Genomic DNA, 13832 nt, shown 5'->3' on the forward strand with positions numbered 1-13832 from the left:
CATGGAAAGCCTGAAAATTAGCGATGATCAATCGCGTGCCGTCCAGAAAACCCCCAACCGTGTGTCGCTCGATAGCATGATCGAGAAGATCGCGCGCGAAGACTACATTCATCCGGAAAGCCTGCCATCGATGACGATCTGCGTCATGCAGATGAAAAATGGCTTTGTCCTGGTCGGCAAAAGTGCGCCGGCAGATCCTGAAAACTTTGATGCCGAGCTCGGCCGCAAATTCGCTCGCGAAGATTGCGTTCGTCAGCTGTGGCCGCTCGAGGGCTATGCGCTTCGCGAGAAGCTGTCAGCTTAATTTCTGAAACAGAGGAACGGAACTATGTCGAAGAAAGCGAAAGATAAGGCCGATGCTGCAGCGCCGGAAACTGAACAACTCGAAACCGAAGCGCAATCCGCAGATGCCAACCAGGTTGATGGTTCGGCCGTGGGAGCGGTCGATCTGGGATCGGATACCGCAACCGATGGAACCGGTGAACTGGCCGATGCCGGGGACGATGATGGTGACGATCAACCTGCGCCAGAAGTCGAGACACATGATGGTGCATCGCCTACGGCGGACGGAGAGCATGGCGCATTGCAGGTGGGCGGCGAAGTTTCTGCCGTTCTGAACCAACCAGAAACAAACAGTGTTCCTGCAGCCGAATTGGTAGGAGACCATGCGATACAAAAAGATGTTCCAGCCGATGGCACTGCAGCGGAAGGAAATGGAGAAGGTTCGCAGCCGAGCGATGAAGGCGCGCAGGAAGCCGAAAGCGCTACCGAAGGAAGCATTGCTGCCGACGGCGGCGAAGCTTCCGAAGGTGTGGCCGGATCCCAACCGGCTGCGCGTGATAGCGAGCTTATTTACCGTCCATTGATGTCAGATGAGGATATCGCGCGCGCTGCTACAGATGCGGCGATAGCTGTTGCGTACCAGGCCGGATTTGCCGCCACGCTCACAGATGAGGATGAGCTCGTCCTGAAACTGATATCACCGGTTGCTGTCGATTTCATCAAACAATGGCCCGATGCCCCACTTGAGGCGATGTACGTCCATATCGCGACATCGGCTGGCCTTCCTCACGATCGTTTCAGCACGCGCCCGAACTGGGTGCGTCTTGGCCTGGCTGTTTTCCATTCCGTTGTGCTGCTGTCCATCGATGCGGTGAAGGTTCACGAAAAGGAATGGGAAGCCGCAAAGGTTCGCCAGGCTGGGTTGCGCTGGATGGCTGTCGATCGCGCGGATCTCGCCATGATGCCGGATGATGACAATCCGCTATCCGAGCTCGGCCAGGCTGCAGCACGTTCATAAAGCTCCCTCGGCCGGGGCGTAAGCGCCCCGACCCACCTGCCGCCGGGTTTTCCCCATTTTGCCCGGCGGCTTTTTTTCATCAGGGCCGGCATGACTGACAACAGCGAAAACACTCCAAAGAAACCACGCAAGGCGGGAACGCAAACCGGCCGTCGAGCAATTCGCGCTATCTTCGTCGATGCGATGAACGAGCTCGAGGATAGGAAGCGCCTGACCAATGCGCCAGATCCGAATGAGCCGCGCGCGGATCCGGAATATCCGGAGCGGACCATTCGCCCAGGCAAGTGGGACGGCTATCCTGATAATGCGATGCCTCCGCATTGCCCGTTTACGGTTGTCGGCCGTGATACCGATGGGACGGTTTATTGCACCACATTTACCGGCCATTTGCGGCCGCTCACCAGATTCGACGATATTTCCCTTTCAGATCTCGCCGCTCCGATGACGAACGATGCCATGTGGGCATGGCCCGCCTGGTCAAAGGAGCGTAAGGAAGTTGACGACGAGACGGGAGAAACCAAGGTTATCCCGCCGCGTGTTGTGCGTCTCGAAACCAAGACGGCCGCGCGCGCCATCATCAACGAAGCTGCGCGTCTGCCGGATTTCAATCCGCACGATCATCATCGCGGCCGTGGTGGCTGGACGAACAAGACCGGCGAGTTTGTCTGGCATTCTGGCATTTGGCTGTTCAAGTCCGAAAATGGCAAGATCACGCGCTCGGCGCCGACGATGTATGATGGCTTTCTCTATACCAGACAGAAGCCGTCGATTGAGCCGTGGCAGGAAAAAGTACTGCCAGAAGAAAGCCCGGCGCAACGCATCCTCAAGGATCTGCAGACATGGAAATGGGCGCGGCCGTATCTCGATCCATTTCTCGCCCTGGGGTGGATTGTTACCGCGCTCATGGGTGGCGCGCTCAAGGCTCGGCCGATCATTTTCACCACTGGCGGCGCTGGCGTCGGCAAGTCCACGCTGCATGAGCTCATCAAGCATGTCCTGAATAACTGCGTGTTCTCGTCCGTCGATACGACCGCCGCCGGCATTTATCAGCAGGTGAAACAGGACAGCTTGCCGGTGATGGTCGACGAGCTGGAAAGCAAGGCAAACAGCATGAAGGCGCAAAGCGTCATCGAGCTCGCCCGTGTTGCCTATTCTGGTGGCGATATCGCCCGTGGCGGGCAGGATCATGAGGGAACGCTGTTCACCATGCGCGCCAGCTTCTTTTTCAGCGCCATCAACCCGCCACCCATGAAAACGCAGGATAAAACCCGTATGGCGGTGCTGAACCTGTCCGCCCTGGACAAGACGGACGGGATCCGGCGTAACGTTTCCGTCAATCCGGAAACAGACGGGCGCATGTTCCTGCGCCAGATCATGGATGGCTGGAAATCGTTCAATGATGAGCTGATGCCATATTATTGGGGCATTCTGCGTGAGCAGGGGCTTGATAGCCGCGCGATCGACACTTTCGGCACATTGCTCTCAGCTGCAGAGCTCGTCCTCGGAAAGCAGGCCATGGAAGATGCTGGCCTGCCGGTAGCGGATCCGGGCTCGCTCGGCGAGATCATAGGCGAGGCCACTTCGCTTGAGCGCGCTGAGCGCATCGACAATTGGCATGCCTGCTTGTCGCATCTGCTGCAATCGACGATCGACGCCTGGAAGGGCGGTGAAAAGCTCACGATCGGCGGCGTCCTCGAGGACATAGGCATTGGTCAGCACGACATGGATATCAAATACGGCCGTGAGCGCCTGTTCTGCGTAAATCTCGGGATCCGCGAAATTGGAGATCCCGGCCGAGGCTTCTGCCTGGCGGTGCCGAAAGATGGTCCGATGCTCAAAAGGATCTTCGCCGGCACAGACTGGCACGAATCGGTCTGGTGGGATGCGCTCAAGCAAGCCCCGGCCCATGTCGTAATCACAAATGCCGGCAACAAACAGAAGGTCAAGATCAACGGCGAGCTCAAGCATTGCCTGCTCGTCGATCTCGCCGCCTTCGAAGATTACGTCAACTCACTGGAACGGGAGAAAGAATAATGCGACGTCCTCTAGACGATCCGGAGCATCCCCGCCGCGAGGATGAGCCCCGCGACGAAATTGAAATGTTCATCCGTGATGCATATGCCGCTGGCTGTTCCGCCGGGCGCAATCCCGGTGGTGCACTGGTCGCATTCGAGTATGCGCATATCCACGCGCCAAAGCTGCGCGCCCTGCTGCCTCATCAGCCAGAATCAATCTTCGTGCCTGCGGGCTGGCAGCTCGTGCCGAAAGAGCCGACCTTCCAAATGGCATCTGCTGCAATACATCTCGATCCGAAAAGCGATCTCGATGCAAAGTACCGTGCAATGTTGGCCGCTGCACCTTCATATAGTGCGGTCGATGAAGAGGCATTCATCTGCATCGCCTGTAGCAAGGTCGTCCAGGAAGGAGAGCTTGTTTTCCATGAATATGGTGAAGGTGGCCTTATTCATGCGGAATGCCTGGGCTCGGATCGTGAATCATATTGCAGTGATGACGGCCAGCCACTTGGTCCGGACGATCCGCTGCCGACGCCCTTTCCCTATAAACAGGGCCAGTGAGACTAGAAGGCAGAGAATTAAGGATGGTCTTGTCCGCGAGACCAGTCCTTCAATTCTTTTATTTTTTGAACGATATCCCGATAACTATATATCTTTGCAGAATAAATATCAGTTTGAACCGCACTACGAACTTGATTTTCGACACTAATGATCCAGCCAAGCAGGTCGGAAATCCTGTCTAAAGTTTCATAGTTGTGCACGATCACTTCGGAAGTTGCCGGGTTATTAATTAAGTCAATACATCTTTGATATCTTGTAATGAATTGATCATGCATGATCCCAAGGGCCACATGAGAAGGAAGATCATCGATCTTTTCTATAATAAAGTGGTCTACCAAGTTATGGTTATATGTACCGCCATTGTGTTCAACTTGAATGATAGTTTCGTCACTTATACTTGTCTTTATTATTGCGTTCAGTGCGTCAAAAAGTCTGGTTATTTCCCGTTCTTTTGAATCAATTTTCTGCTCTTCAAATTGCCAACGAATGAAATCCGTTTGCGCAGTCATTGCTTCTGCCTGAGCCTTCACTTGCAATCCTGTGGCTTCGGCAACAGCTCGCGCCTCTTTCATTTCCTCTCTTGTTAGTTTCAGTTCTTCTCGTTGCAGCGCCAGCTCTTTGCTCTGCATGACTACTGACCAGGCGAGCCAGGCGAAAGCGAGGGGAGCAAATATTCCCGATAGGAATGCTCCCATATCGTTGGGAGAAAGACATACTGTATTGCCCACCCAGCAATCGGCTGCGGCTGCCGGGTGAAAGGTCAATGATAAAATAACGGCGATATATGCAAGCACGCCTACGGCCACGATTACAAACTTCATTTGCCCCTCCTAGAATCGATCACCCAGCAACAATTCATCCCCAATACCGTTTGATGGGTCAATGAATCATATTGACAGACGAATGCGTTTGTTCTCTTTCTGTTCTGATGCAGATAGAGACCCTTGGCGACGCCTGGGCGCACAGCGTCAAGATCAGATTGCGGTGCGCCTATGGCAAACACGACGGCATGAAAACAATTCGCGAGTGTCAGTTCAACGCTGATCTCGATGTGATGACGCTTGTATGTACGCGCGGCCGGGATATGCCGGTCACCTTCCTGCAGGAACGCATGCGCTGCCCAATGTGCGGATCTCGCCGGGTTCGTCTGATGCTTGTCATGCCCACCAATTCCGGCCGCAACAGCGAAAGTATTCCAGTCCGTCGATCGTCAGTTGGTTGATCTGCCCGAAGCCCGCCTTGCGCGGGCTTCGCTGTATCAGCCGCCTGCATAGCCTGCCGGGTTCTCGCTGCCAGCGGCAGCGAGAACCCGAACAGCAGGCGTCATCCAGTCAGCGCGACCAATGCCTCTCTTGCCGTGCTACAGCACGGCTCCGCTTTCTCTTATCCCAGCCCCGGCAGCATAGATAATTTCTGTGCATCGATCGCCCGCGCCCCGTTCCCCGTCGCATCACCATCAAACCCGGTTCCCAGTAATTTTTCCGCCTGCAATTAACCCCTTACCCTGTCCCATATCAGGGTTTCAGTGTCCGCGCGCGCTGCGCTTTTCCGGCTTTTGTCTGCTGTCTGGACGCAAGCACTTAACCATAGGGCCACCGTGCGAATGTTGATTGACCGCCCGGTGGGTCTGGGACGGTTACAGGGTTACAAGTGGGTTACCAATCTTGTAACCGACAATCATCAACAAAAACAGAGAGTTAAGCCATGCGGTTACCGGTTACCGAGATATAGAACAGTTTCACACGCGCGCGCATATGTGTGCGCGAAACTGTAACCCTGTAACTTGTAACCTACGGGAATATGTATCTGAATTTGTTGAAGGAAAAGCGGTTACAACTCGGTTACAACGGCACTCGACAGGTTACCGGAATAAAATAATAGGTTTATGCGCCATGGACGATGCAGAACAGCCGGAAAAGGGGCGTTTGACCCCACACACACCGCCCGATCAGCGCCAGAAATCCGGCGATTTGCCATCGCGTGACGACATCGCCCAGGCCGTGGCCGCATTGCGGAATGAGATCGATAGTGACGACGCGGATCAACTCGATCTGATCGAAGGCTCGCCCGATCTCGACGCCATTGACGCTCTATCCGCTGCGGCGAATTCAATCGCTCGCCCGCGCAGGGAACGGGGGAGGCCGAAAGGATCGGCTAACAAGCGCAATACGCAAGTGTTCGAATATCTCGAAGCGCTCGGCCATCGCGACCCTGCTGTTACCTTGTCTATGATCCAGACCGCCAGCACCACGGCGCTGGCGCATCTACTCGGCTGCGAACCCATCGACGTGTTGAAGGTGCAGGCGAAAGCGGCTGCTGATCTCATGCCGTTCAAGTATGCGAAGAAACCGCTTGCGGTTGATGTCACGGAACGTAACCTGCACATATTCATGGCCGGAAATCTTGGTGCAGTTGCACCATCATCAGAGACCGGCAACACGCTGAATATGTTCGGTGGGAATATCGTTGATAATCAACCACTTAGCGAACAGGACACTGTGCGACATGATAAGAGCAAGTCGCACGATAACGGATAAGCAAACAAAAACAATTGCTTAGGTGCCGTATTCCCCTGATCGAAAATCATGGGAGCGCGCCGCATCAGGCCGCTTCTCATACCCCCCTCGACCGATCCCGCCATATATGAGCGATTTCTGAATTTCAAAAACGCGCGGCCTACCACTCCCCCACGGGGGTCGCTTGTCACACACACGCCTCTTTCATGAATTGCCTGCCTCAATTGACGCTGGAGCCGGGCCGTTAACCTCAGCGGTGATCGCGCGGGCCGGGGAAGCCGGGTCGCCGGGTTAACGGGATTTCGGCAGGGATGCAGGGTCAAGGAAAATTTCAACTTCAACAGTATGAGCCACCGGGGCCGGTGGGTTCTGCCTTCATTCAGAGCCTCGGCCCGATCGATGTGATCATGGGACCGGCCGGCTCGGGCAAGACCGTAGCAAGTTCGTTTAAGGGGCCGTATCTGGCCGGGAACTGGTTTCCAGTCTGCAAGGATGGTGTGATCCGCGTAAAGATGGCGACAATCCGCGACACCTATCGCGATCTCGCACGTACCTGCCTGGCGTCCTGGTACGAAATGTTTCCGGAGAACCATCCATTCACCACCTTCCATGCTGGCGGCCAGGATCGGCCGGTGGTGCACAAGCTTGAATTCGCAGTGATCCGGAATGGCCGGAAATGCAAGGTCGAGTTCACGGCGGAATTCGGCGCGATCGGCGATGCCAACATCGAAGGCTTTGCCAAGGGTTATGAGATCTCGATGAACTGGATGAACGAGTGCGATATGCTACATGAGCGCGTTCCCGGTCTCATGTGGTCGCGTACCGGTCGATATCCAAAGGTTTCCGACATTGCCGAAAGCGAACTGCAGCGTGTGGTTGGCCCTTATCGCAAGCGCATGCAGGCGATGGGCGTTAAGCTCGACGATGATGAGCTGCTGTTGCCGCGCATCGCTTGGGGCGATTGCAACCCGCCTGATATCTCTAATTGGGTCTGTAAGGTCGGCGGTCTAGGCGATCCGAAGGACAAAAATGAGATGTACAACCTCTATCGACAGCCCAGCGGGCTTTCGAATGAGGCGGAGAACAGGAAGGGAAAGCCACGTTCTTCCTATGAGATGGAAGCGCGCACCTTCACGAATAAGCAGGATGTTCGCCGTTTTGTGCATGGTCTGCCAGGCTATGCTCAGGATGGAACGCCGGTCTATGAAGATCAGTTTTCCCTGGACATCCATGTCGCCGAAGGGCTCGATCCTGTTCCCGGTATACCGATCAATATCGGCCTCGACGCCGGTGGCTCGCCGGCCGGCACAATCGGCCAGTATATGCCGAACGGTCAGCGGCGTGTGCTGCGTGAGATCTGCGCAGATCCTGGTACTGGTCCGTCGCGCTTTTCCCAGATGATGCTTGAAGTGCTTCTTACCGATTTTCGCGGCTTTCCGATCAACGAAGCCTATTCGGATCCGTCGTCATTCTACGGCGCCGACAAGATGGCAGGCGAACTCGCCTGGGTCGAGATCGTTGCTCGGGCGCTCAATGTCAGCATCATGCCGGCACCATCAAATGAACCGGCGCTCCGACACGACGCTGTACGCTGGTATTTGTCCGGAATGATCGATGCAAACACGCCGCGTTATCTCGTCGACAAGCGGTGCACTCGCCTGATCGGCGGTTTCATGGCGCATTACAAGCTGACGAAACAGGCATCGGCTGGCGCGACCGACAAGCTTGCGGTTGCAAAAAACGAGTATTCGCACGTTCACGACGCCGAGCAATATATCTGCCTTGGTCATCGAGGGCGGCTGGGTGTCATCGATGGGGCGGCGAATATGGGGCGCGGCAACAAGGTCGTGAATATCCAGTCTCGTCGAGGAAAGACCGATTTCGATGTCTTCAGCGTCTGACATCAAGATCGTTTCTCCTGCGCCCTGGCATGCGATCATTGAGGCCGGCAAGAACCGGCCGTTCCTCCGCCGCGCTCTGGTGATGCAAAAACGCATGTCCGACACAATCGCCTATTTCGATCGCGACGATCAGCTGCTCGCCGTCGCCATGTTGTTAGCCAGGCGAAGCCGTCGAATCGAATTTGCGCTGGCGCTGGATCGGGCGGCGCTCCCTCACATGCGGACATTGATCCGGATCGCGCACTTAACGCTGTCGCAGATGCTTGATGCTGGGCTCGTCGTCTTCTGCCGCATCAATCCTTTCAACAAGGCCGGGCAGCGGATGGCGCGCCTGGTTGGTTTTCGTCCTGCCAGGCTGAAAGACACATCAGTCTGGATTTTCGATGGAGACCAGCATGGGCGCGATTTTCGGCGGCAAGAACAACGCAGCGCAGAAAGAGGCGGAGAAATCCCGCCAGTTACAGCAGATCGCCAACGATCGACAGCTGGCAGCGCTGCAGGCGCAGGAACAGGACACGACAACCACGCGTAAAGCCGTGCGTGGCCGCAAGCTGTTCGCAGACGACACCGGCGGCAAGAGCAACCTTTCCTGATCGGGGACCGGCATGGCGAGTGACGTGCAAAACGATGTCTCGTCCCAAAAGGCGCGTGCTGACCGTGTTTGGACAGAGCGATCAGGCTGGGACGAAATTTACCGCGAGGCATGGGATTATGCGATCCCGCAGCGCAAACCGGGCGGGCGTGGCAAGTCAAAGCGCCTGGCGATGAAAATCTACGACATGACGGCTACCACGTCGATCATGCACGGTGCCGGCCAGCTTGTTCGCCAGCTTTTCGGGTCAACGCCTTTCATCATGGAACCGGGCCCGCTTCTTGAGGCTCGCTTGCCTGCCAATCAGCTGAAGGTGCTGCGGCGGGAATTTGCGATGATGCAGCGCAATGTCTATCCGTTTTTTCAGACGGGTGGTTTCGATACCGCCATTCATGAAACGGCCATTGATCTATTCGTCGGTACCGGCGCGATCATGCCGATGAAAGGGCCGTCGATCGAAGAGCCCGTTATCTTCGTGAACATACCTTTCGACAATATCGCCACCGCGACGGATATGCACGGTCGCCAGCATTTTATCAGCTGGAAGATGACTTTTGCTGCAGAAGAGATCATTCGCACGTGGCCGAAGGGGAATTACAGCCCAGAGTTCAAACAGGCTGCCAAAGACAAGCCCTACACTGACGTCGAGCTTTATCAGGATTTTATGCGGCTTCCGGACGGTCGCTGGCGGTTTGTCGCCTACTGCGACAACAATCCGATGTTCATTGTCGAGAATGTTACGCGAGCGCGGCCGATTGCCGTCGCTCGATTCTATCGTGCGCCGAATGAACCTTATGGTCGTGGCCCGCTGCTGATGGCGCTTCCGACGATCAAAACCGTCAATAAGGCTCAAGAGCTTGCCTTGAAATCCGCCGCTATCCAGATGCTTGGCATTTGGGGATATCGTGCTGGCGGAACGTTCAATCCGGACGCTGTCCGCGTTGCGCCTGGCGAATTCTGGCCGATGCAATCGACAGGCGGCATTCTGGGTCCCGACGTTTCGCGCATCGATCCCGCCACCGGTCGCCTTGATGTTGCGCGCATGGTTATCGGCAACGGGCAAGATCAGATCCGCGACGCGCTTCTCGATACGCGTCTCAGCAGCGCCGCTGGCACGCCAGAATCTGCAACCGAAGTCGCGGCGAAGCTGCAGCAAAATGCCCGTGTTCACATCGGAGCCTATGGCCGTCTGATTGAGGAAATCATGCCGGTCATTGTGCCGCGCACGATTGAAATCCTCAACGAGTGGGGTCTGATCCAGATGCCGATTCCACTCAATCCGTTGCTCTATTCGTTGAACGTGGTTTCGCCAATGGCGCAGGCTATGAAAGCCGACAAGATGATGGCCTCGTCGCAGTATTACCAGATTGTCTCCACGGTAGCAGGTCCGCAGCAAGCCGGAAGGTTTGTCAACCTTGATCGTTATCTTGAGCAGACACGTGAAGCCCTGATCGTCGATCCGATCATTTTGCCGACTGATGCTGAAATTCAGGCTGCAGAGGAAGCTGCCAATCAAGAGCAGATAGGTACTGCGATTGCTGCAATGGGTGAGCGCGCGGCTCCCCAGATTGTCCAGTCTTTGACAGGTGAAGCGGCATGAGCGATCCCATGATGCCACGTCGGGCCGCTATGCCGCTCGAACAATTGCTGGCTGGCACGGATGACATGCTCAATGTCGATGAGATGATCGAGAAACTTGCGCCGGCACAAGCGGGGCAGAATTTCCGGCCGACCGACGACTTGATGAAAATCATGTATCTGTTTTTCGGGACAGTCGAAGGAAAGCAGATCTTCGAATGGCTGATGGATCTGACTGTTCGCGCTCCCTATCCGCACGTCAATGGATCGAATTTCGAGCAAGCCGCGATCGCAGCCGCCAAGCATCAGTCTCGGTGCGGCGTCGGCGAAGTCATCCTTGAGGCGGTCGCCCAGGGCAAACGTCTTCTAGAGCAAGCACAAAACAGGAGTTGACCACTATGCGAAAACTGCTCGATCGATATCTCATGCCATTGCGCGCGCCCGAGGATGGCGGCGCTCCAGGTGGTGGGGAACCTGCAGGCGGATCTCCGGCCGCTTTGGGGGAACCTCCAGCGCCGGCGGCGGATCCCGGGGGTGCGTCGGCCGCACCTGGTCAACCCGTGACGCCGCCGCCGGCAACGCCTGATCCCTATAGGCCTGACGGGATAGCGGATATTTATCGCGGCAAGGATGATCGTGAGACGATCGATAAGCTTAACCAGGCTGTAAAAGGCTATCGCGATCGCGATGCCACCCGACAAGTGCCTGAGAACTTCGAAGGATATCGGGATTTTACCGGTGTCGAACTGCCGGAAAATCTGCGCCCGCATATCGATAGTCTCTCGAACGATCCCATATTCGACGCGGCCGGCAAAGAAGCGCTCAAACACGGCGTCGGCCGGCAGGCAATGCAGGCTATCACCACGGCCGTTTACAGCGCAGCAGCTGAGAGCGGCATGCTTGAGCCGCCTGTCGATGTTGCTGCCGAGCGGCAACAGCTTTTGCCGGATGGTTATGGATCTGCGCCGAAAGCAGAGCAGGATCGCGCCATCAATGCACGCCTGCAGGCAAACGAGGATTTCGTCAAGCTGCAGGTGACGAACGGAAAAATGTCCCAGACTGATGGCGATCATGTTCTTGGAATGTTGATGGATACTGCGGCCGGTAATCGCTTCCTTGAATATTTCCGGTCAGTAACGACGGGCGATTCACCGCAACCATCTACGGGCGGCGGAAATCGCGGGGAAGATCGCGGAAATGCTCTAAGGGCCGAGCTCCAAGCGCTGGAAGCAAAGAAGGGAACCGCAGATTGGAACCCAGCCGAACACGCACGAGTCATGGCTGAATATCAAAAGCACTATGGTGACTAGCACTTAACGCTTCCCGCGCTCGCGCACAATCGACGCGCATGCAACGGGAACGACCCGGAACCGGCCAAGGCTATCCATCACCGGACCCTTGGCCGGCTGGCTTTATCGGAACCGGAGCACCCCAAAAGTTTCAACTTTAATGAGGTTTTCCCATGGAACAGGCTCCAAATTGGTTCCGAGAAGTCATCAAAGATAAAATCACCATCATGTACCAGGCAAAGGGCGGTTATCTCGACGGTACCATGATGTCAGGTGATACGCAGGCAAACACCGTCAAGTTCCCTATTGCAGGGCGACTTGAGGCAAAGGAAATCACGGGATCGATACAGTTTGTCGAAGGCGGGAACGCCGATCTGAAAACTGTGCAAGTCACGATGAAAGACTTCGAAGCGTCTGCCTGGATTCTGTCGAAAGACAAATACAAGATGGGTCCGAGTGAGCAGGATGCAGTTGCCCGCCAATTGACGATGGCAATTAAGCGTCAGGCCGACAAAATCAAGCTCGGAGCTCTCGACGTTTTCACGCCTGGCACTCCCGATATTGGAACCGGTGCGGAAGTAATCGATATCACCTATCTCGAGCAGGCCCGCTCTGAAATTGCTGCGCAAGGCGAAATCGAAGAGGACGAATATTTCTGCCCGCTGCCCGAAATGTGGATGTCGCAGCTTCTTATGTACAAGGAGTTCTCGAAGGCGTCGTATGTCGGGCCAGAGAATGCACCATTCTCCAAGGTCATGCGCCAAAGGGCTCGAACTGTTCGTGATGTTCATTACTTCACCATGCCGGACGAGTACTTCAAGGGAGCCGACGGCAATTCGCTCGACGCATTCATGTGGGCGAAATCAGCGATGGGCGCGGAAACGCCGTGGAACAAGGAACAGCCCAGCTTTACGGTCCACTATGACCGCGAGGGTGATCCTCTGCTCGGCAAGGTCGGCATGGGTGGCGCTGCAATCGGCATTCAGCGCAAGGGTGTGAAGCGCCTTCGCTTCAAGAAAATCACCACGCCAGAACGTCCGGCAATCAAGACCGTTGCGGCTTAACCCGCCATTTCGGCGTCGGGCGAGTATCGCCCGGCGACTTCTCTCAAACACATGAGGTTTCGTCATGGCTTTCAAGATCCGCGCTCTGGCGCGATACAACACCGCCCCGGTCGATACCGGACGCAATTGCAATTTCTACTCCTACGCAACCGACGATGCGAAGGCGACGGTGTTGACCGCCGGCTATTTCAATGATGCGCGCAGCACATTGAAAGTGAACGACATCATCGATGCTGTCGCTGTCCACAACGGCACTGGTGCTTACGCCCGCCTGATTGTTACCGCGGTTCCTGGATCCGGCAACGTCACGGTCGCAGACACGGCCGGCGCATAATCCACACGCCGGCGGCTCTGTCGCCGGCGTTTCTCTTTTGCCGGGTGCACCATGGAAAACCAGCTCGTTGACAAACCGACCCTCATCAATCGTGCCCTGGTTCTGCACCTTGGCGAATCTGCGATTTATTCCATCGATGCAGAAGACGATCTTAGCGGATCCTGCGATGCTGCCTGGGACGAGGTGATTTCTCACTGTTTCGGTCTGCATGACTGGTCGTTTGCTCGCCGCACCACCAAGCTGGTCAAGATTTCTGCCACGCCTGAAAATGGTTGGGAATACGGCTTTGAGCTACCCGGTGACCGAATAGGACCGCCGCAAAAGCTTCTGCGCTCGATCCGTCCAGAAACGCCATTGCGAGATTACGACATCGAGGCGGGCAACGTCTATGCGAATGAACCCCACGTGTGGGGCCGATGCAAGGTGCTGGTTGATCCAGAATATTGGCCTGTCGATTGGCGCGTCGCCTTTTTGATAGCGCTTGGTTCCGCGCTTGCAAAGGCAGTCAACGAGGACACGGAAACCGCAGAGGAACTGAGGGTTAAAGCTTTCGGGACGCCCAGCCAGGAGGGCACCGGCGGCGCATTTGGCAGGCTCATCGCGCAGGATCGCGCTGCTGCTCCCATGCCTCGCTCACCGTGGGAATTTGATCCTCTGACTTCTGCACGTTGGGAGTGACGGC

General features: G+C 56.0%; 15 protein-coding genes. 14 read left to right on the top strand and 1 reads right to left on the bottom strand.

What is annotated here, in order from left to right; genetic code table 11:
- Window position 1 precedes the first annotated feature (1 nt).
- The 4 genes from QBD01_RS05290 (at window position 2) to QBD01_RS05305 (ending at window position 3876) form a co-directional block, all read left to right on the top strand.
- Window positions 2–304 (top strand): Gp49 family protein, encoded by a 303-nt coding sequence (locus tag QBD01_RS05290; RefSeq protein ID WP_280991879.1) that lies wholly within the window; start codon window positions 2–4, stop codon window positions 302–304.
- A 24-nt stretch (window positions 305–328) separates the two neighbouring features.
- Window positions 329–1300, top strand: coding sequence for a hypothetical protein (locus QBD01_RS05295; RefSeq protein ID WP_280991880.1), 972 nt, complete (start codon window positions 329–331; stop codon window positions 1298–1300).
- A 90-nt stretch (window positions 1301–1390) separates the two neighbouring features.
- Window positions 1391–3334 (top strand): hypothetical protein, encoded by a 1944-nt coding sequence (locus tag QBD01_RS05300; protein ID WP_280991881.1) that lies wholly within the window; start codon window positions 1391–1393, stop codon window positions 3332–3334.
- Window positions 3334–3876: a hypothetical protein gene (locus QBD01_RS05305; protein WP_280991882.1), complete on the top strand. Its 543-nt coding sequence runs from the start codon at window positions 3334–3336 to the stop codon at window positions 3874–3876. Before QBD01_RS05300 ends, QBD01_RS05305 begins: the two co-directional genes overlap by 1 nt.
- 17 nt (window positions 3877–3893) lie before the next feature.
- Here the strand turns inward: QBD01_RS05305 and QBD01_RS05310 are convergent, their stop codons facing one another.
- Window positions 3894–4697: a hypothetical protein gene (locus QBD01_RS05310; RefSeq protein ID WP_280991883.1), complete on the bottom strand. Its 804-nt coding sequence runs from the start codon at window positions 4695–4697 to the stop codon at window positions 3894–3896.
- 71 nt (window positions 4698–4768) lie between these two features.
- Here QBD01_RS05310 and QBD01_RS05315 point away from each other — a divergent pair, with 71 nt between their 5' ends.
- The 10 genes from QBD01_RS05315 (at window position 4769) to QBD01_RS05360 (ending at window position 13828) form a co-directional block, all read left to right on the top strand.
- Window positions 4769–5098: a hypothetical protein gene (locus tag QBD01_RS05315; protein WP_280991884.1), complete on the top strand. Its 330-nt coding sequence runs from the start codon at window positions 4769–4771 to the stop codon at window positions 5096–5098.
- Between the two features lie 670 nt (window positions 5099–5768).
- Window positions 5769–6413, top strand: coding sequence for a hypothetical protein (locus QBD01_RS05320; protein WP_280991885.1), 645 nt, complete (start codon window positions 5769–5771; stop codon window positions 6411–6413).
- Between the two features lie 341 nt (window positions 6414–6754).
- Window positions 6755–8293 carry a hypothetical protein gene (locus QBD01_RS05325; RefSeq protein WP_280991886.1) on the top strand — a complete coding sequence of 513 codons (1539 nt, stop codon included), beginning with the start codon at window positions 6755–6757 and terminating at the stop codon, window positions 8291–8293.
- A complete protein-coding gene (locus QBD01_RS05330) occupies window positions 8277–8825 on the top strand; it encodes a hypothetical protein (RefSeq protein WP_280991887.1) in 549 nt (182 codons plus the stop codon). The genes QBD01_RS05325 and QBD01_RS05330 overlap by 17 nt, the downstream gene beginning before the upstream one ends.
- A gap of 73 nt (window positions 8826–8898) precedes the next feature.
- Complete coding sequence (locus QBD01_RS05335) at window positions 8899–10485, top strand: portal protein (RefSeq protein ID WP_280991888.1); 1587 nt, start codon at window positions 8899–8901, stop codon at window positions 10483–10485.
- A complete protein-coding gene (locus tag QBD01_RS05340) occupies window positions 10482–10856 on the top strand; it encodes a hypothetical protein (protein WP_280991889.1) in 375 nt (124 codons plus the stop codon). The genes QBD01_RS05335 and QBD01_RS05340 overlap by 4 nt, the downstream gene beginning before the upstream one ends.
- Window positions 10857–10861: 5 nt before the next feature.
- Complete coding sequence (locus tag QBD01_RS05345; protein ID WP_280991890.1) at window positions 10862–11773, top strand: hypothetical protein; 912 nt, start codon at window positions 10862–10864, stop codon at window positions 11771–11773.
- A gap of 152 nt (window positions 11774–11925) precedes the next feature.
- Window positions 11926–12816 carry a phage capsid protein gene (locus tag QBD01_RS05350; RefSeq protein ID WP_280991891.1) on the top strand — a complete coding sequence of 297 codons (891 nt, stop codon included), beginning with the start codon at window positions 11926–11928 and terminating at the stop codon, window positions 12814–12816.
- Window positions 12817–12880: 64 nt separating this feature from the next.
- Window positions 12881–13150: a hypothetical protein gene (locus tag QBD01_RS05355; protein ID WP_113474556.1), complete on the top strand. Its 270-nt coding sequence runs from the start codon at window positions 12881–12883 to the stop codon at window positions 13148–13150.
- Between the two features lie 51 nt (window positions 13151–13201).
- Complete coding sequence (locus tag QBD01_RS05360; protein WP_280991892.1) at window positions 13202–13828, top strand: hypothetical protein; 627 nt, start codon at window positions 13202–13204, stop codon at window positions 13826–13828.
- Window positions 13829–13832: the final 4 nt, after the last annotated feature.

Source organism: Ochrobactrum sp. 19YEA23 (assembly GCF_029909865.1).
Classification (GTDB): domain Bacteria; phylum Pseudomonadota; class Alphaproteobacteria; order Rhizobiales; family Rhizobiaceae; genus Brucella; species Brucella gambitense.

Excerpts from the sequence above, each read along its gene's own strand:
- QBD01_RS05330 (WP_280991887.1), top strand. The coding sequence starts at position 8,277 with ATGTCTTCAGCGTCTGACATCAAGATCGTTTCTCCTGCGCCCTGGCAT.
- QBD01_RS05340 (WP_280991889.1), top strand. The coding sequence starts at position 10,482 with ATGAGCGATCCCATGATGCCACGTCGGGCCGCTATGCCGCTCGAACAA.
- QBD01_RS05360 (WP_280991892.1), top strand. The coding sequence starts at position 13,202 with ATGGAAAACCAGCTCGTTGACAAACCGACCCTCATCAATCGTGCCCTG.
- QBD01_RS05305 (WP_280991882.1), top strand. The coding sequence starts at position 3,334 with ATGCGACGTCCTCTAGACGATCCGGAGCATCCCCGCCGCGAGGATGAG.
- QBD01_RS05335 (WP_280991888.1), top strand. The coding sequence starts at position 8,899 with ATGGCGAGTGACGTGCAAAACGATGTCTCGTCCCAAAAGGCGCGTGCT.
- QBD01_RS05300 (WP_280991881.1), top strand. The coding sequence starts at position 1,391 with ATGACTGACAACAGCGAAAACACTCCAAAGAAACCACGCAAGGCGGGA.
- QBD01_RS05295 (WP_280991880.1), top strand. The coding sequence starts at position 329 with ATGTCGAAGAAAGCGAAAGATAAGGCCGATGCTGCAGCGCCGGAAACT.
- QBD01_RS05290 (WP_280991879.1), top strand. The coding sequence starts at position 2 with ATGGAAAGCCTGAAAATTAGCGATGATCAATCGCGTGCCGTCCAGAAA.
- QBD01_RS05355 (WP_113474556.1), top strand. The coding sequence starts at position 12,881 with ATGGCTTTCAAGATCCGCGCTCTGGCGCGATACAACACCGCCCCGGTC.
- QBD01_RS05345 (WP_280991890.1), top strand. The coding sequence starts at position 10,862 with ATGCGAAAACTGCTCGATCGATATCTCATGCCATTGCGCGCGCCCGAG.
- QBD01_RS05320 (WP_280991885.1), top strand. The coding sequence starts at position 5,769 with ATGGACGATGCAGAACAGCCGGAAAAGGGGCGTTTGACCCCACACACA.
- QBD01_RS05310 (WP_280991883.1), bottom strand. The coding sequence starts at position 4,697 with ATGAAGTTTGTAATCGTGGCCGTAGGCGTGCTTGCATATATCGCCGTT.
- QBD01_RS05350 (WP_280991891.1), top strand. The coding sequence starts at position 11,926 with ATGGAACAGGCTCCAAATTGGTTCCGAGAAGTCATCAAAGATAAAATC.